Here is a 16,116-nt window from a genome sequence, read left to right as displayed (position 1 = left end):
CTGACAGCAGATCCGAAGCAGAGATGAGGGAGTCACCGATGAGCGACCCCGGCAGCACAACCACCACCCTCGAAGCCGCGGGCGACGTGGTCGGGCCGGTTCGGCTGGCCGGCGCGGACAAGTCCCTGGGACAGCTGGTGGCGACGGCGACCGCCGAGATGTCCGCCCTGGTGCACGACGAGATCGCGCTGGCCAAGGCAGAGCTCAGGCAGGACGTCAAGCGGGGGGTGACAGGCGGTGTGGCCGGCACGGTCGCCGGGGTCCTCGCCCTGTTCTCCCTGCCGGTGCTGAGCTTCGCCGCCGCCTACGGCATCCACAATCTCGGTCTGGGACTGGCCTGGTCGTTCCTGATCGTGGGAGTGGCGTTCCTGCTGCTGGCCGGCCTGGCGGCGCTGCTGGCGATCGCCAAGTTCAAGAAGGTCAAGCCGCCGGAGCGCTCCATCGCGTCGGCCAAGGAGACGGCCGCCGTGCTGCAGAACGCCAAGCCGCACCCCCGCGGGGCGAAGGACCCGTCCACATCTGTGGCACGCTCGTCCGCATGACGGCACCCGATACGCCCTCGATCGGCAACGGAAGCAGCACCGGGAACGGAAACGGCGGCCCCATCCGGATCGACGGGCCGTGGACCCATCGGGATGTGGCGGCCAACGGTGCGCGCTTCCACATCGCGGAGCTGGGCGACGGGCCGCTGGTGCTGCTGCTGCACGGCTTTCCGCAGTTCTGGTGGACATGGCGGCACCAGCTCCCCGCGCTGGCCGACGCCGGCTTCCGCGCGGTCGCGATGGACCTCCGCGGTGTCGGAGGCAGCGACCGTACGCCCCGGGGATACGACCCCGCGAACCTCGCACTCGACATCACCGGCGTCGTACGGTCCCTCGGCGAGCCCGACGCGGCGCTCGTCGGCCACGACCTCGGCGGCTACCTGGCCTGGACGGCGGCCGTGATGCGGCCCAAGCTCGTCCGCCGGCTCGTGGTCTCCTCGATGCCGCACCCGCGCCGCTGGCGTTCGTCGATGCTCGGCGACTTCGCGCAGAGCCGCGCCGGCGCGTATGTGTGGGGCTTCCAGCGGCCATGGCTGCCGGAGCGTCAGCTCCTCGCGGACGACGCGGCCTTGGTGGGACGGCTGATCAGGGAGTGGTCGGGTCCGCGCCCGCCCGAGGAGGAGGCGCTCGACGTCTACCGCCGGGCCATGTCCATCCCGTCGACGGCGCACTGCTCGATCGAGCCGTACCGGTGGCTGGTGCGGTCGATGGCCCGTCCGGACGGCATCCAGTTCAACCGCAGGATGAAGCGTCCCGTACGGGTGCCGACGCTCCATCTCCACGGCTCACTGGACTCGGCGATGCGTACGCGCAGCGCGGCGGGCTCCGGTCAGTACGTCGAAGCCCCCTACCGCTGGAGGCTGTTCGACGGGCTCGGCCACTTCCCCCATGAGGAGGACCCGGTCGCGTTCTCCCACGAGCTCGTCAACTGGCTGAAGGATCCCGAACCCGACCGGTGACCCCGAGCCGACCGGTGACCCGAACCCGACCGGTGACCCGAACCCGACCGGTGAAACCGGCCCGAGCGGGGCACCCGGGCGCGACCGGCGCCAACGCGGGCCGCGCCGCCTGGCCGCACCGCCTGGCCGCACCGCCGTCCTGCGAGGCCGCTCCGGACGGGGCTGCCGCCTGACGCCGCCCGGGGCAACGGCCACCGTGCGAACGGGTGTGCGGCGAACGGGGATTGCCCGGCGCATAGGCCAATTGGCGGGCCCCGATGCGGTTACCGACCATGGGGCACGGGCACACGTCGGGGTATGGGCTGGACGCACGACTACAGTGACACAGCACGCAACCCCCGCTCGGCCTCCGCGCCGGTAGCGGACGAAAGGGGCGGCCCCCAGGGGCGGGGTCATGATCCCCGTCTCGGGATCCCGCGCATCCTCCGCCGTCGCGCCCGCTGGGTCTCGGCGCGACTGCGCCATCCTCGCGGCTGACGCCGTCGCAGCAGCGCCCGCGTTCCTGCTTCCGCACACCTCCACGAGGTCGGACACACCTGTGGGGTACGGAGGCCTGCGCGGGGACCTCCCGTCTTCCCGGGCACGGCCGTGTGCCCGGGAACGCCTGCCCCGGCATGCGCATGCACGGATCTCGACGGATGCCCGCCACGAGCGCGCCGCCGGGCAACCGCGAACCCCGGCGGACGTCCCGCAGGGGCGTGCCGCCGTCCGTCGCGCAGCCGTGCGCGGCGAGCGTCAGAGCGCGCAGCCCTCGCTGTCGACCTCCTGGTCGGCCGTGCGGCCGAGCCTGATGTCCTCGCGGATCTCGTCGGCCGTCAGGGCGTAACCGGTGTCGGCGTCGTCGAGCGACCGGGCGAAGATCACTCCGTACACCTGGCCCTCGGACGTGAGCAGCGGGCCACCGGAGTTGCCCTGACGGACCGTCGCGAACAGCGAGTAGACGTCGCGCCGCACCACGCCGCGGCGGTAGATGTCGTGTCCCTTGGCGTCTATGCGGCCCCGGACCCGCGCAGAGCGCACATCGTAGGAGCCGTTCTCCGGGAAGCCCGCGACGATCGCGCTGTCACCGGTGCGGGCGTCCTCGTCGGTGAAGCGCAGAGCCGGCGCCTTCAGGTCGGGAACGTCCAGTACGGCGATGTCGCGCTGCCAGTCGTAGAGGACGACCTTGGCGTCGTACCGCCTGCCCTCCCCGCCTATCTGCACGGTCGGCTCGTCGACTCCGCCCACGACGTGCGCGTTCGTCATGACCCGGCGCTCGGCGAAGACGAAGCCGGTGCCTTCGAGCACCTTGTTGCAGCTCTGCGCCGTGCCGACCACCTTGACGATGGACCGCTGCGCCCGGGCCGCCACCGGGCTGTCGACCAGCGCCGGGTCCGGCGGCCTGACCTCGGTGATGGGCTCGTTGGCGAAGGGGCCGAAGACCTGCGGGAAGCCGTTCTGCGCGAGGATGGACCGGTAGTCGTCGAACCAGGTGTGCGCCTGGGCCGGCAGCACCCGGGAGACACCCTGAAGGATCTTGGAGTTCCGGACCTCCGTGCCGAACGGAGGCAGGGTGGTGCCTTCGACGGGGAGACTGATGATCCAGGCCACCAGCAGCATCGCGACGACGTTCACGAGGGCACCGCCGCTCGCGTCGAGTGCGCGTGCCGGGGTCCATGTGATGTACCGGCGGAGCTTGTTGCCGAGGTGGGTGGTGAGGGCCTGGCCGACGGAGGCGAAGACGATCACGATCACGACGGCGACGATCGCCGCCGCCGTGGAGACCTCCGTCTCGTTGGTCATCCGGTCCCAGAGCAGTGGAAGCGAATAGACGGCGACGAGTCCACCACCGAGGAATCCGATCACCGACAGGATGCCGACGACGAAACCCTGACGGTATCCGACCACGGCGAACCACACGGCGGCGAGCAGCAGCAGGATGTCCAGCACGTTCACCGTCGTCAGCCTCGCAGTTTCGTCGTCCGGCACTCCGTCCGGCAGGGGAAGCCCGGATCAGCTCCCGGTGACGCCGGACCGACCGCCGGGAGAACACAGCACGTGGGCAACGGTCTCATGAGCGCCAGTCGAGCGGGACCTGCCTGGCACGGTCCCACGGTCGCTCCCAGCCCGCGAAATGCAGGATGCGGTCGATCAGTCCGCCGGTGAAACCCCAGACCAGAGCCGATTCGACCAGGAAGGCCGGACCGAGGTGACCGCTGGGGTGGACGGCGGTGGCCCGGTTCACCGGATCCGTGAGATCCGCCACGGGCACCGTGAAGACCCGTGCCGTCTCGGCCGGGTCGACGACGGCCACCGGGGAGCGGTCGCGCCACCAGCCGAGGACCGGGGTCACGACGAAGCCGCTCACCGGGATGTACAGCCGGGGCAGCACCCCGAAGATCTGGACGCCGGACGGATCGAGGCCGGTCTCCTCCTCCGCCTCCCGGAGCGCGGCGCGCAGCGGCCCGGTGGTGGCCGGATCACCGTCTTCGGGGTCGAGGGCACCGCCGGGGAACGACGGCTGGCCGGCGTGCGACCGCAGACTGGTCGCCCGTTCCATGAGCAGCAGCTCGGGGCCCCGGGCACCGTCTCCGAAGAGGATCAGCACGGCCGACTGGCGCCCCGTGCCGCTCGCGGGTGGCAGAAACCGGCTGAGCTGCTCCGGAGCGAGAGTCGCGGCGGACCGCGCGACGGGTTCCAGCCACTCGGGCAGGCCGTCGCTGCTCACCACCGCGTCGCCGTCGTATGTCTCGTGTGTGCGTGTCATGGGCACCCCCGTGGTGTGCAACGCGTGCGGTGGCCGGGAACGTTCCAGCCGTCCCCGGCCCGCCCGGGCACCGGCGCGCCTCGGGGAGCCCGGCAGGACGAGCACGGCCGGCCGGACCGGGACCACGAGGCCCGGTGTGGGGGCCGCGCCGGCGCCGGGCAGGCGGGAGCCGGTCGCCGGTGCCCGGGCCGGCGGACGCTCGGAGTGGTCACCCGGCCCCCAGCGGGGCTGCGGGTTTGCCCGGGTAGTCGGGCGGAGGACTCAGACGCTGCCCCGGGAAGCCTCCCATCTCGTACTTGAGGAGCTTCCTCGCCTTCTCCGGATCGGTCTCGCCCTCCCCGTACGAGGGGCAGAGATGGGTGATGGGGCATGCGCCGCACGCCGGTTTACGGGCGTGGCAGATCCGCCGGCCGTGGAAGATGACCCGGTGGGAGAGCATCGTCCAGTCGCTCTTCGGGAAGATCTCGGCGATCTCCGCCTCGATCTTGACCGGGTCCTCCTGCTCGGTCCACTTCCACCGGCGGGCGAGCCGCATGAAGTGGGTGTCCACGGTGATACCCGGGACCCCGAACGCGTTCCCCAGCACCACGAAGGCCGTCTTGCGCCCGACGCCCGGCAGCGTGACCAGGTCCTCCAACCGGCCCGGAACCTCGCCGCCGAAGTCGTCCCGCAGCGCCTTGGACAGGCCGATGACGGACTTCGCCTTGGCCCGGAAGAATCCGGTCGGCCTGATCAGCTCCTCCAGCTCCTCCGGCACGGCAGCGGCCATGTCCTCGGGCGTCGGATACCTCGCGAAGAGCGCGGGCGTCGTCTGATTCACCCGCAGATCCGTGGTCTGGGCGGACAGGACCGTGGCGACGAGCAGTTCGAAGGGGTTGCGGAAGTCGAGCTCGGGGTGTGCGTACGGATACACGTCGGCGAGCTCGCGGTTGATCCGCCGGGCACGGCGCACCATCGCCAGCCGCGACTCGGGCCTGGCGGCCTGGGCGGCCCGCGCCCTGACCGCCGTACCGGAGGCCGCGGCCTTCTTCTTGGCGGGGGGCTTCTTCGCGGTCGCCTTCGACGCCGCCGCCCCCGCGGACTTCTCGGCGGCGGACTTCTCGGCCGCAGCCGTCCTCGCCGCAGCCGTCTTGGCCGAGGTCGTCCTCGCCGCAGCCGTCTTCCGCGCGGCTGTCCGCGGCGTCTCGGGGGAAGCCATGGAGGTAGTCCTATTTTTCGCTTTTGCTACATCTGTCGGTAGGAGCGAATCGCGTTCGCCCACAGCGGAATTTTCGTCCCCTGCCACTCTGACGGCCCCCTCGGCCTGCGCTCTCACCGGCGAATTGGACACCCGGCCAGCCTAAGGGCCGCCAAGGACATCTGCCCCGGCCATGGCGGATCACCACTCGAATCGGCCCCTGAGGCACTGCGGGAAAGGCCCGTGCGTCAGACTTGTGTCGGGCCTTGTGATCGATCGCACTGTTTTGCCGTGCGGCATCATGGGGACCACCGTCCCCTGAGCAGGTCGACAAGGAGAGAACTCGTGGACGACGTTCTGCGGCGCGCCCCGCTCTTCGCGGCGCTCGATGACGAGCAGGCCGCGGAGCTCCGCGCCTCGATGAGTGAAGTGACGCTCGCCCGTGGCGACGCGCTCTTCCACGAGGGTGACCCGGGCGACCGCCTCTACGTGGTCACCGAGGGCAAGGTCAAGCTCCACCGCACCTCGCCCGACGGCCGGGAGAACATGCTGGCCGTGCTGGGCCCCGGCGAACTGATCGGCGAGCTGTCCCTCTTCGACCCGGGCCCGCGCACCGCGACCGCCACCGCCCTCACCGAGGTCAAGCTCCTCGGCCTGGGCCACGGCGACCTGCAGCCCTGGCTGAACGCGCGCCCCGAGGTGGCCACCGCCCTGCTGCGCGCGGTCGCCCGCAGGCTCCGCAAGACCAACGACCAGATGTCCGACCTGGTCTTCTCCGACGTTCCCGGTCGTGTCGCCCGGGCTCTCCTCGACCTCTCGCGCCGCTTCGGCGTGCAGTCGGAGGAGGGTATCCACGTCGTCCACGACCTGACCCAGGAAGAGCTCGCCCAGCTCGTCGGCGCCTCCCGCGAGACCGTGAACAAGGCCCTCGCCGACTTCGCACAGCGCGGCTGGCTCCGCCTCGAGGCCCGCGCCGTCATCCTGCTCGACGTGGAGCGCCTCGCCAAGCGTTCCCGCTAGCCTCCCGGCTCCGCCACGCCATGGGTGCGGACGCGCCCACGAGCCCGTAGCCGGGCGGGGCCCGTCTGCCGGGGACCGCGCGGCGGCCCGTACGGGGCCCTCGTCGCGGACGTACAGAGGCACGGGCGCACGGGGACAGAAGGGGCCCGTTCGGCAGACCCATGGTCCGCCGGGCGGGCCGCGCGTGCTGGGACCGTCTCCCGAAGCGCCTCGGCCACCCCGTAGGGGGCTGGTCGGCCTGCCCCCGTGCAGGATCAGCGGTTTCCCGCTGCCGTGGCCGCGCGGCCACGGGGTGCACGAGCCGCCGCGGCCACGGTCCACACGGGTGCTCGGGCGCCGCGCACCTCCCGGTGCGGCACCGGATCCCGGGGCCGCGCGGCCCGCCGCCGCGGGCGACGAGGAAGATCACCAGGGCGGCGACCACGAGCAGGGTGGGCACGACGAACACGGCTTCCCCGTCCTCCTCACGATCCGTTGCGAGATCCCCGGACAGGCTCCGGCGAAGCGGCTCCAGACACAGGGGCTCCAAGCGCAGGGGTGAAGCGCAGGGGTGAAGCGCAGGGGCTCCAGAAGCAGGGGCTCTAGATGAGGCCGTGCTCCTGCAGGTACTCGAGCTGCGCCCGCACCGAGAGCTCCGCCGCGGGCCACAGCGACCGGTCCACGTCGACGTACACGTGTGCGACCACGTCGGCGGCCGAGCGGTGGCCGTTCTCGACGGCCGTCTCGACCTGGGCGAGCCGGCTCGCGCGATGGGCGAGGTAGTACTCCACGGCGCCCTGGGCGTCCTCCAGCACCGGGCCGTGCCCGGGAAGGACCGTGTGCACCCCGTCGTCGACGGTCAGGGAGCGCAGCCTGCGCAGCGAGTCCAGATAGTCGCCGAGACGGCCGTCCGGGTGCGCGACGACCGTGGTGCCCCGGCCGAGGACGGTGTCGCCGGTCAGCACGGCCTGATCGGCGGGCAGATGGAAGCAGAGCGAGTCCGCCGTGTGCCCGGGGGTCGGCACGACCCGCAGCTCCAGACCGCCGGTACGGATCACGTCCCCCGCGGCAAGCCCCTCGTCACCGAGCCGGAGTGCCGGGTCGAGGGCACGCACCTTCGTCCCGGTGAGCTCGGCGAAGCGGGCGGCTCCCCCGGCGTGGTCCGGATGCCCGTGGGTGAGCAGGGTCAGGGCGATCCGCATGCCGGCCTGCTCGGCCGTCGCGACGACGTTCCGCAGGTGGTCCTGGTCGAGCGGGCCCGGGTCGACGACGACGGCGAGTTCCGAGTCCGGCTCGGCGACGATCCAGGTGTTGGTGCCGTCCAGCGTCATCGCCGACGGATTGGGCGCCAGGACGTTGATGGCGCGGGCGGTCGCGCGACCGGACACGACCGCGCCGCGCGGCTGCCCCGGCAGCACCGATGCGTTGGTCATCGCGTGCCTCCCGTCAACCCGGCCGGACCGGCTCCGCCCACGGGGATGTGCTTGGTGAACTCGTCGTGACCCGGCCAGCTGAGCACCACCTCCCCGTTCTCCAAGCGTGCCTGAGCCAGGATCGGCGCGAGGTCCTGCCCGGCCGCCGCCGCCAGGGCGTCCGAGGCGGCGGCGAATCTGCCCAGCACCCGCAGGGTGGCGATCGTCGGCGGCATCATCAGCAGATCGCCCCTGTCGTACCCGGCAGCGGCGTCCGCGGGCCGGATCCACACCGTGCGGTCCGCCTCGGTGGAGGCGTTCCTGGTCCGCTGCCCCCGCGGCAGCGAGGCGACGAAGAACCAGGTGTCGAATCGGCGCGGCTCGAACTCCGGGGTGATCCATCGGGCCCACGCCCCGAGCAGGTCCGACCGCAGCACCAGGCCCCTGCGGTCGAGGAACTCGGCGAAGGGGAGCTTCCGGTCGACGAGCGCCGCGCGGTCGGCCTCCCAGTCGCCGCCGGTGGTGTCCTCGACGACGGAGTCAGCGGTCTCGCCGGCCAGCAGGACGCCTGCCTCCTCGTACGTCTCCCGGACCGCCGCGCAGACGACGGCCTGCGCGGACGCCTCGTCCTCGACCCCGAGCCGCCGCGCCCAGTCGGACAGGGAGGGCCCCGCCCAGCGCACCGGACGCGCGTCGCGCTCGTCCACCCCGCCGCCCGGATAGACGTACGCGCCCCCGGCGAAGGCCATGGAGGCGCGGCGGCGCAGCATATGGACGTGTACGCCCTCGGAGGTGTCCTTGAGCAGCATCACGGTCGCGGCCCGGCGGGGGGCGACGGCGGTGAGCTCGCCCGAGGCGAGCGCCCGGATCCGGTCGGGCCATTCCGGTGGGTACCACTGACCATTGGACATGGCCGGATGCTATGCGCTCACGCGCGGATGTTCGAGGGGTGCCCGGTCCAGCCGTGCCCAGCCGTGCCCGGCCGTGCCCAGCCGTGCGAACCGGCGGGCTCGTCAACCGGTGGTCCGGGTGGCCTCGCGACCCGGCGTCCCGGCGACACCGCGCCCACTCGGCCCCTCGCCCCTCGACCCCTCGGCCATGCGAACGCCGCCGGCGACCGGCCGGTGGGCACCTCTCCCACGGCCGTTCCCGCCGCCCGCTCCCGGCCCCTCCCTGGGCCCTGGGCCTCCGGGCTCCCCAGGGAGGGGCCGGAGGCCCTTCGGCCGGGGTGCCCGGCCCCGGGACGGGTCAGCTCTGGACGAGCTCCACCTGGATCTCGACCTCGACGGGCGCGTCCAGCGGCAGCACGGCGACACCCACGGCGCTGCGCGCGTGCACGCCCTTGTCGCCGAGGACCGCGCCGAGCAACTCGCTCGCGCCGTTGACCACGCCGGGCTGCCCCGTGAAGTCGGCGGCGGAGGCGACGAAGCCGACCACCTTCACGACCCGGGCGATCCGGTCCAGGTCGCCCGCGATGGACTTCACGGCGGCCAGCGCGTTCAGCGCACAGATGGCGGCCAGTTCCTTGGCCTCCTCGGGCGTCACCTCCGCACCGACCTTGCCGGTGACCGGAAGCTTGCCGTCCACCATCGGGAGCTGCCCCGAGGTGTAGACGTACGGGCCCGACTGCACGGCCGGCTGGTAGGCCGCCAGCGGCGGCACGACGGCCGGCAGCGTCAGCCCGAGTTCGGTGAGCTTGGCCTCGACGGCACCGCTCATGACTTCTCCCGCTTGAGGTAGGCCACGAGCTGCTCGGGGTTGTTCGGCCCGGGGACGACCTGGACGAGCTCCCAGCCGTCCTCGCCCCAGGTGTCCAGGATCTGCTTGGTCGCGTGCACGAGAAGGGGCACGGTGGCGTATTCCCACTTGGTCATGGAGCCGACTGTAGCCGCACCGGCGGGCGGCCCGGTGACACAGGTTCGCCCGGCGCACGAGACACCGGGCGAACCCGACCCGGCAAAGGCGACCCGGGGTCGCTTAGCCTGCGGGCCGACTGGTTAGGCTCCAGGACGTGAGCAGGCTCCAGGTCGTCAGCGGCAAGGGCGGAACCGGTAAGACGACGGTCGCCGCGGCCCTCGCGCTCGCCCTCGCGACCGAGGGAAAGCGCACCCTCCTCGTCGAGGTCGAGGGCAGGCAGGGCATCGCGCAGCTCTTCGAGACGGAGGCGCTGCCCTACGAGGAACGCAAGATCGCCGTGGCTCCCGGCGGCGGTGAGGTGTACGCGCTGGCCATCGACGCCGAGCGGGCCCTCCTCGACTACCTCCAGATGTTCTACAAGCTGGGGTCGGCGGGCCGGGCCCTGAAGAAGCTCGGCGCGATCGACTTCGCCACGACCATCGCGCCGGGTGTGCGGGACGTCCTCCTGACGGGCAAGGCGTGCGAGGCCGTGCGCCGCCGGGACAAGCAGGGCCGGTACGTCTACGACCACGTCGTCATGGACGCCCCTCCGACCGGCCGCATCACCCGCTTCCTGAACGTCAACGACGAGGTCGCGGGCCTCGCCAGGATCGGCCCGATACATAATCAGGCGCAGGCGGTGATGCGCGTCCTCAAGTCCGCCGAGACCGCCGTGCACCTGGTGACGCTGCTGGAGGAGATGCCCGTCCAGGAGACCGCGGACGGCATCGCCGAGCTGCGTGCCGCGGACCTCCCCACCGGCTCGGTGATCGTCAACATGGTGCGTCCGCACGTCCTCGACGAGGAGGCGGTGCGTAGCGCCGGGACCGCGGGCCGCCGCAAGGACATCGCCAGGTCGCTGAGCGGGGCGGGGGTGAGCGGCGCGGCCGGGCTGGTCGGACCGCTGCTGGAGCAGGCCGCCGAGCACGCCCAGCGCGTCGAGCTGGAGCGCGAGCAGCGTGCCGCTCTGGAGGCGCTGGAGCTCCCGGCGTACGAACTCCCCCTGCTGAGCGAGGGGGTCGACCTGGCCGGGCTGTACCAGCTGGCGACCGAACTGCGAAAGCTCGGAGTGGACACCGGAGCCGATGCCGGGGGGAATGCCCAGTGACCGGACCGACCCCAGCGACCTCAGTAGCCGCAGTGGCCGCAGCGACCGGGCTGACCGGTGTGGTCGCAGTGACCCGACTGACCGCAGTGACCGGAGTGACGGGATGACGTCCTCGATGACGCACGGCAGCACGCTGCAGGACACTCCGCTGCTCGAGATCGATGCCCTGCTCGACGACCCGGGAATCCGCATCATCGTGTGCTGCGGCGCCGGCGGGGTCGGCAAGACGACGACCGCCGCCGCCCTCGGGGTACGCGCGGCGGAGCGCGGCCGCCGGGCGGTCGTGCTCACCATCGACCCGGCCCGCCGGCTGGCCCAGTCGATGGGGATCGACCTGCTGGACAACACCCCGCGCCCGGTGGACGGCGTCGAGGGCGACGGCGAGCTGCACGCCATGATGCTCGACATGAAGCGCACCTTCGACGAGATCGTCGAGGCGCACGCGGACCCGTCGCGGGCCCGGGCCATTCTGGACAACCCCTTCTACCAGTCCCTGTCTGCCGGTTTCGCGGGCACGCAGGAGTACATGGCGATGGAGAAGCTCGGCCAGTTGCGGGCGCGCGACGAGTGGGACCTCATCGTGGTGGACACTCCCCCGTCGCGGTCGGCGCTGGACTTCCTGGACGCCCCGAAGCGGCTGGGGTCCTTCCTGGACGGCAAGTTCATCAGGCTGCTGATGGCCCCCGCCAAGATGGGCGGCCGGGCCGGGATGAAGTTCCTGAACGTCGGTATGTCGATGATGACCGGCACGCTGGGGAAGCTGCTGGGCGGTCAGTTCCTGCGTGACGTGCAGACCTTTGTGGCCGCCATGGACACGATGTTCGGCGGGTTCCGCACCCGCGCCGATGCCACCTACCGGCTGCTGCAGGCACCCGGCACGGCGTTCCTGGTGGTCGCCGCCCCGGAGCGGGACGCGCTGCGCGAGGCGGCGTACTTCGTGGAGCGGCTGGCGGCGGAGGAGATGCCGCTGGCCGGGCTGGTGCTCAACCGCGTGCACGGCAGCGGTGCCGCCCGGCTCTCGGCCGAGCGGGCGCTCGCTGCCGCAGAAAATCTTGACGAGGGCCGCATTGTGGATCAGGGGGCCGGGAAGGCTGCTGAGCGTGGCTCCACGGGGTCCTCTCCCACCCCTTCCGCCGTGGAGCCGGATTCCGAGTACCCGTACGAGCCCAAGCCCGAGCCTGAGCCCGAATCCGAGCCTGAGCCCGATTCCGAGTCCGGTAGGCCTTCGGCGCCCCCGACCTCACAACTGACCGCCGGTCTGCTGCGTCTGCATGCCGAACGCATGCAGGTGCTGTCCCGAGAGCAGCGCACGCGTGACCGGTTCACCGCGCTCCACCCCGAGGTGGCGGTGACCGAAGTGGCGGCTCTGCCCGGTGATGTGCACGACCTCGCCGGCCTGCGCGCCATCGGGGACAGGTTGGCGAGCGGCGGCCTCCCGGCCGGAGCCGGGTAGGGCTTCGGCCCTGTGGCCGCCCGGTCGGGCGCCCCGGCCGGCACCCGGCCGTCCCGTGATGTGGAGCGGCGGGGTGGTGATCGGGGTCGTCAGGGTGCCCTTTCGGTCGGCCCACCGCACGAGCCGGTCGCGCGCACGCCTCCTCCCGAGGCCGGATGCCCATGGCCCGCCCGTCCACTGTGTGATCCCTCACACGCGAACGGGGGGCGTTCAGAGCTCGTGCGCGCACGGGTGGGAGCCCGGCTCGGCGTGGGGCCGGCGCAGGGACCCGGTGAACCCCGTACGGCATCCAGGAGACCCGCGGCACGCAGGGGCAGACCGTACGGTGCGACAGGCAGGGCACCACGCGGCGGCGCGGTCACGGCGCACCGTTCCGTCTCGCGGGCCACCGCCACCGTCGGACCATGACCGTGCGACCGACCGTCGGACCATGACCGTGCGACCGCCAGCCCTGCCCGTCAGGCCGCCGGGAAGATGCCCAGGTCCCCGACGCATCACGCCACCCGCCCCGCCCCACCGACACCGTGCGATCACCGGTCCGTACGACTCACCGGCCCGACGGCACGGCCGGGTCCGCGGAGCGGCCGGAGGAGGCGCCGAGGCGGCCTCGGAGAGCCCAGCCGAACGGAGAGACGCCGAGGTGGCGTGCCCTGGCCGCACCGGCCACCGGTTCAGCCCACGGCCGCGAAAGTCTCGTAGGTCTCGTCGTCCTCGAGGCCCACGGGCAGAATGCCCGTGCTCCGCTCGTATTCCGTACGCGCGGTTTCCAGCAGGCGACGCCAGGAGGTGACGGTGGGGCGCCTGCGCAGCAGTGCGCGCCTCTCCCGCTCGGTCATGCCACCCCACACACCGAACTCGACACGATTGTCGAGCGCGTCGGCCAGGCACTCCGTCCGCACCGGGCATCCGGTGCACACCGCCTTGGCCCTGTTCTGCGCCGCTCCTTGTACGAACAGTTCATCCGGATCGGTAGTGCGGCAAGCTGCCTGCGCACTCCAGTCGGTTACCCAGCCCATGCCGGCGCCGTCCTCTCCCGAATCGAGGCTCCCCCACGGCGGCAGCGGCATATTCACCGCTGCCAGTTGAGGACGTTACGGAAGGCGGGCACAGCGCAACACCCCCTTCGGGCCCAATCTTGAATGGTCCGAACGGACTATGCGTAAGCGGCAGATCACCCGGGGGAGTGAGCTGAGGGCATACGTAATGATTCCGGCACATAAGCTGGCAAGTGGAGTCGGTCGCGGGGAGGGCGTCACCGCGGAGAGGCTCGGGGAGATGGCGCGGTGTCTTGATACACAACCGCACTGCTGTGACAGTTGGGGACAGCTTAGGCCAAGGCCTATACGCGTGTCCGGAGAATGAGAACGTAGGCTGCCCCTATGTCGAAGAAGCGATCGGGCGGTGGCCTGACCGGGACCCAGCAGGCCGCCAAGTTCCTCGGAGTCAGTGTGCTCGCGGGAGCCGTGCTGGCGGGCCTCGCCCTGCCGGCCGCCGGCGCGCTGGGACTGGCCGCCAAGGGCACGGTCGAGGGGTTCGACGAGATCCCCGCCAACCTCAAGACCCCGCCGCTGAGCCAGCGCACGACGATCCTCGACGCCGACGGGGGGCAGATCGCCACCGTCTACTCGCGTGACCGCACGGTGGTCCGGCTCAAGGACATCTCGCCGTACATGCAGAAGGCGATCGTGGCCATCGAGGACGCGCGCTTCTACGAGCACGGGGCGATCGACCTCAAGGGTGTGCTGCGCGCGCTCAACCGCAACGCGCAGGAAGGCGGCGTCACCCAGGGCGCGTCGACCCTCACCCAGCAGTACGTGAAGAACGTGTTCGTCGAGGAGGCCGGGGACGACCCGGACAAGGTCGCCCAGGCCACCCAGCAGACCATCGGCCGCAAGGTCCGCGAGCTCAAGTTCGCGATCCAGGTCGAGGAGGAGCTGGGGAAGAAGAAGATCCTCGAGAACTACCTGAACATCACCTTCTTCGGGCAGCAGGCCTACGGCGTCGAGGCGGCGTCCAAGCGCTACTTCTCGAAGTCCGCGAAGGACCTGAAGCTGGAGGAGGCCGCGCTGCTCGCCGGCATCGTCCAGTCGCCCAGCCGCTACGACCCCGTCAACGACGGCGAGGAGGCGACCAAGCGGCGCAACACCGTGCTGCAGCGGATGGCCGACGTCGGCGACATCTCCCAGTCCGAGGCCGACACGGCCAAGGAGACACCGATCGAGCTGAAGGTCAGCAAGCCGCAGAACGGCTGCATCACCGCCGTCGACGGTGCCGGCTTCTTCTGCGACTACGTGCGCGAGGTCTTCCTCACGGACCCGGTCTTCGGCAAGACCCGCGAGGAGCGGGCCAAGGTCTGGAACCAGGGCGGCCTGACGATCCGTACGACCCTGGACCCGCAGGCGCAGAAGTCCGCCCAGAAGTCGCTCAAGAACCACGTCCACCAGGACGACAAGGTCGCGGCGGCGATCACGCTGGTCGAGCCCGGGACGGGCCGGATCACCGCCATGGGCCAGTCCAAGCCGTACGGCTTCGGCGAGAACGAGACCCAGATCAACTACTCGGTCAACGCCGGGATGGGCGGCTCCAACTACGGCTTCCCGGTGGGTTCGACCTTCAAGCCGTTCGTGGCCGCCGCCGCGCTGGAGCAGGGCCGTCCGCCGACGCAGTCGTACCCGGCGCCGTACAAGATGCCGTACCCGGACTCGATCGCGAGCTGCTCCGACCGGCCCTGGCGCAACCGCGGCGGCGACACGGTGGAGAACGAGAACGAGAAGGAAGTCGGTCCCTACGCGCTCCGCGAGGCGATGGAGCTGTCCGTCAACACGTACTTCGTGCAGATGATAGGAGACATCGGCCTCTGCCCCGTCGTGGAGATGACCGACCGCCTGGGCGTGGTGCAGGGCAACGGGGACAAGCTCCCGGCCAGCCCGGCGCCGCTGACCCTCGGCTCGACCGGCATCTCGCCGCTGACCATGGCCAACGCGTACGCGACGTTCGCGAACCGGGGCACGCACTGCACGCCGACCGCCATCGAGTCGATCACGACCGCCGACGGCAAGAGCCTCAGGGTGCCGCAGACCGAGTGCGGCAAGGTGATGTCGGAGCGCACCGCGGACACCATCAACACGCTGCTGCGCGGCGTGGTCGACTCCGGTACGGGCCAGCAGGCGGGCCTGACGGACCGTGACAACGCGGGCAAGACGGGTACCACGGACGAGCGCAGGAACGCCTGGTTCGTCGGCTACACCCCGAACCTGTCCGGTGCGGTCTGGGTCGGCAGCGCCTCCCAGAAGGTGAAGATGTTCAACATCCGGATCGGCGGGCGCTACCACGGGAAGGTCTTCGGCGGCCAGGTCCCGGGCCCGATCTGGAAGGACGCGATGGCGGGAGCCCTGCGGGGCAAGGAGACCCCGGGCTTCAACACGGTCCATGTGCCCGACGGGTCGGAGGGTGAGGACGACGAGGAAGAGCGGCGCCGGGACGACGGCGGTGGCACCGACGACAAGCCCGGCAGGAACGGCGGCCGGGACCCGTTCCCCGACATCTCGCTCCCGCCGGACTTCCTCGGCGGCAACATCACCCGCGGCCAGGACGGCGGCGGGAACGGAGGCCGGAACCGGGACTGACCCCGGCACCCACGCGGTACGACGGTCCCGTCCCGGCGCCGAGCAGGCCCGGCCTCCCGGTCCACCACGCATGCCGGGGTTCTCGCCGCTCACCGCCGAGCCGTGCCGCGCGGTGGCGAGCGGTGCCGTTCGTCGCCGTGCGGATCCCGTGCGGATGCCGTTAGTCGCCGTGTGGATGCCGTGTGGTGCCGTTCGTCG

Annotated in this window: 15 protein-coding genes; 7 read left to right on the top strand and 8 right to left on the bottom strand. The window is 71.6% G+C overall.

Going from position 1 to position 16,116, the window contains the following annotated elements:
- Positions 1-38: 38 nt before the first annotated feature.
- The 3 genes from DDW44_RS16355 (at position 39) to DDW44_RS32820 (ending at position 1,978) form a co-directional block, all read left to right on the top strand.
- Positions 39-542, top strand: a complete 504-nt coding sequence (locus tag DDW44_RS16355; protein ID WP_018891914.1) for a phage holin family protein — start codon at positions 39-41, stop codon at positions 540-542.
- Positions 539-1,501, top strand: a complete 963-nt coding sequence (locus DDW44_RS16350; protein WP_018891915.1) for an alpha/beta fold hydrolase — start codon at positions 539-541, stop codon at positions 1,499-1,501. The genes DDW44_RS16355 and DDW44_RS16350 overlap by 4 nt, the downstream gene beginning before the upstream one ends.
- Positions 1,502-1,798: 297 nt before the next feature.
- Positions 1,799-1,978: a hypothetical protein gene (locus DDW44_RS32820; protein WP_078503441.1), complete on the top strand. Its 180-nt coding sequence runs from the start codon at positions 1,799-1,801 to the stop codon at positions 1,976-1,978.
- 258 nt (positions 1,979-2,236) lie between these two features.
- Here the strand turns inward: DDW44_RS32820 and DDW44_RS16340 are convergent, their stop codons facing one another.
- The 3 genes from DDW44_RS16340 to nth all read right to left on the bottom strand — a co-directional run bounded on the left by DDW44_RS16340 (position 2,237) and on the right by nth (position 5,445).
- A complete protein-coding gene (locus tag DDW44_RS16340; protein WP_108906907.1) occupies positions 2,237-3,436 on the bottom strand; it encodes a MarP family serine protease in 1,200 nt (399 codons plus the stop codon).
- 115 nt (positions 3,437-3,551) lie between these two features.
- Positions 3,552-4,247 carry an NUDIX hydrolase gene (locus DDW44_RS16335; RefSeq protein WP_018891916.1) on the bottom strand — a complete coding sequence of 232 codons (696 nt, stop codon included), beginning with the start codon at positions 4,245-4,247 and terminating at the stop codon, positions 3,552-3,554.
- 208 nt (positions 4,248-4,455) lie between these two features.
- On the bottom strand, positions 4,456-5,445 hold the full coding sequence (nth, locus tag DDW44_RS16330) for an endonuclease III (protein ID WP_108908855.1): 990 nt from the start codon (positions 5,443-5,445) through the stop codon (positions 4,456-4,458).
- A 324-nt stretch (positions 5,446-5,769) separates the two neighbouring features.
- Here nth and DDW44_RS16325 point away from each other — a divergent pair, with 324 nt between their 5' ends.
- On the top strand, positions 5,770-6,444 hold the full coding sequence (locus DDW44_RS16325; protein ID WP_017947815.1) for a Crp/Fnr family transcriptional regulator: 675 nt from the start codon (positions 5,770-5,772) through the stop codon (positions 6,442-6,444).
- A 581-nt stretch (positions 6,445-7,025) separates the two neighbouring features.
- Here the strand turns inward: DDW44_RS16325 and DDW44_RS16315 are convergent.
- The 4 genes from DDW44_RS16315 to sp36 form a co-directional block, all read right to left on the bottom strand.
- On the bottom strand, positions 7,026-7,856 hold the full coding sequence (locus DDW44_RS16315) for an MBL fold metallo-hydrolase (RefSeq protein WP_018891920.1): 831 nt from the start codon (positions 7,854-7,856) through the stop codon (positions 7,026-7,028).
- Positions 7,853-8,746, bottom strand: a complete 894-nt coding sequence (locus DDW44_RS16310; protein WP_108906905.1) for an NUDIX hydrolase — start codon at positions 8,744-8,746, stop codon at positions 7,853-7,855. Before DDW44_RS16310 ends, DDW44_RS16315 begins: the two co-directional genes overlap by 4 nt.
- 337 nt (positions 8,747-9,083) lie before the next feature.
- A complete protein-coding gene (locus DDW44_RS16305; RefSeq protein WP_108906904.1) occupies positions 9,084-9,554 on the bottom strand; it encodes a RidA family protein in 471 nt (156 codons plus the stop codon).
- On the bottom strand, positions 9,551-9,709 hold the full coding sequence (gene sp36 / locus DDW44_RS16300) for a Sp36 family protein (protein ID WP_017947820.1): 159 nt from the start codon (positions 9,707-9,709) through the stop codon (positions 9,551-9,553). Before sp36 ends, DDW44_RS16305 begins: the two co-directional genes overlap by 4 nt.
- A gap of 137 nt (positions 9,710-9,846) precedes the next feature.
- Between sp36 and bagA the strand changes: the two genes are divergently transcribed.
- Together bagA and bagB are read left to right on the top strand one after the other, a co-directional pair.
- Positions 9,847-10,839, top strand: coding sequence for an ATPase BagA (gene bagA, locus DDW44_RS16295; protein WP_017947821.1), 993 nt, complete (start codon positions 9,847-9,849; stop codon positions 10,837-10,839).
- Between the two features lie 103 nt (positions 10,840-10,942).
- On the top strand, positions 10,943-12,292 hold the full coding sequence (gene bagB, locus DDW44_RS16290; protein ID WP_108906903.1) for an ATPase BagB: 1,350 nt from the start codon (positions 10,943-10,945) through the stop codon (positions 12,290-12,292).
- A gap of 671 nt (positions 12,293-12,963) precedes the next feature.
- Here bagB and DDW44_RS16285 read toward each other — a convergent pair.
- Complete coding sequence (locus DDW44_RS16285) at positions 12,964-13,308, bottom strand: WhiB family transcriptional regulator (RefSeq protein WP_017947823.1); 345 nt, start codon at positions 13,306-13,308, stop codon at positions 12,964-12,966.
- Between the two features lie 363 nt (positions 13,309-13,671).
- Between DDW44_RS16285 and DDW44_RS16275 the strand changes: the two genes are divergently transcribed.
- The gene (locus DDW44_RS16275; RefSeq protein WP_108906902.1) at positions 13,672-15,918 is read left to right on the top strand and encodes a transglycosylase domain-containing protein; all 2,247 of its coding nucleotides are present in this window, start codon (positions 13,672-13,674) and stop codon (positions 15,916-15,918) included.
- Positions 15,919-16,116: the final 198 nt, after the last annotated feature.

This window comes from Streptomyces tirandamycinicus, assembly GCF_003097515.1.
Taxonomy (GTDB): domain Bacteria; phylum Actinomycetota; class Actinomycetes; order Streptomycetales; family Streptomycetaceae; genus Streptomyces; species Streptomyces tirandamycinicus.
The sequence above is the reverse complement of the archived record's forward strand: the minus strand, read 5'-3'. Positions and strand labels throughout refer to the sequence as shown.

Bases quoted from the DNA above. Each gene is read 5' to 3' on its own strand.
- bagB (WP_108906903.1), top strand. From the start codon at position 10,943: ATGACGTCCTCGATGACGCACGGCAGCACGCTGCAGGACACTCCGCTG.
- DDW44_RS16335 (WP_018891916.1), bottom strand. From the start codon at position 4,247: ATGACACGCACACACGAGACATACGACGGCGACGCGGTGGTGAGCAGC.
- DDW44_RS16305 (WP_108906904.1), bottom strand. From the start codon at position 9,554: ATGAGCGGTGCCGTCGAGGCCAAGCTCACCGAACTCGGGCTGACGCTG.
- DDW44_RS16355 (WP_018891914.1), top strand. From the start codon at position 39: ATGAGCGACCCCGGCAGCACAACCACCACCCTCGAAGCCGCGGGCGAC.
- DDW44_RS16275 (WP_108906902.1), top strand. From the start codon at position 13,672: ATGTCGAAGAAGCGATCGGGCGGTGGCCTGACCGGGACCCAGCAGGCC.
- DDW44_RS16310 (WP_108906905.1), bottom strand. From the start codon at position 8,746: ATGTCCAATGGTCAGTGGTACCCACCGGAATGGCCCGACCGGATCCGG.
- sp36 (WP_017947820.1), bottom strand. From the start codon at position 9,709: ATGACCAAGTGGGAATACGCCACCGTGCCCCTTCTCGTGCACGCGACC.
- DDW44_RS16285 (WP_017947823.1), bottom strand. From the start codon at position 13,308: ATGGGCTGGGTAACCGACTGGAGTGCGCAGGCAGCTTGCCGCACTACC.
- DDW44_RS16350 (WP_018891915.1), top strand. From the start codon at position 539: ATGACGGCACCCGATACGCCCTCGATCGGCAACGGAAGCAGCACCGGG.
- DDW44_RS16315 (WP_018891920.1), bottom strand. From the start codon at position 7,856: ATGACCAACGCATCGGTGCTGCCGGGGCAGCCGCGCGGCGCGGTCGTG.
- nth (WP_108908855.1), bottom strand. From the start codon at position 5,445: ATGGCTTCCCCCGAGACGCCGCGGACAGCCGCGCGGAAGACGGCTGCG.
- DDW44_RS32820 (WP_078503441.1), top strand. From the start codon at position 1,799: ATGGGCTGGACGCACGACTACAGTGACACAGCACGCAACCCCCGCTCG.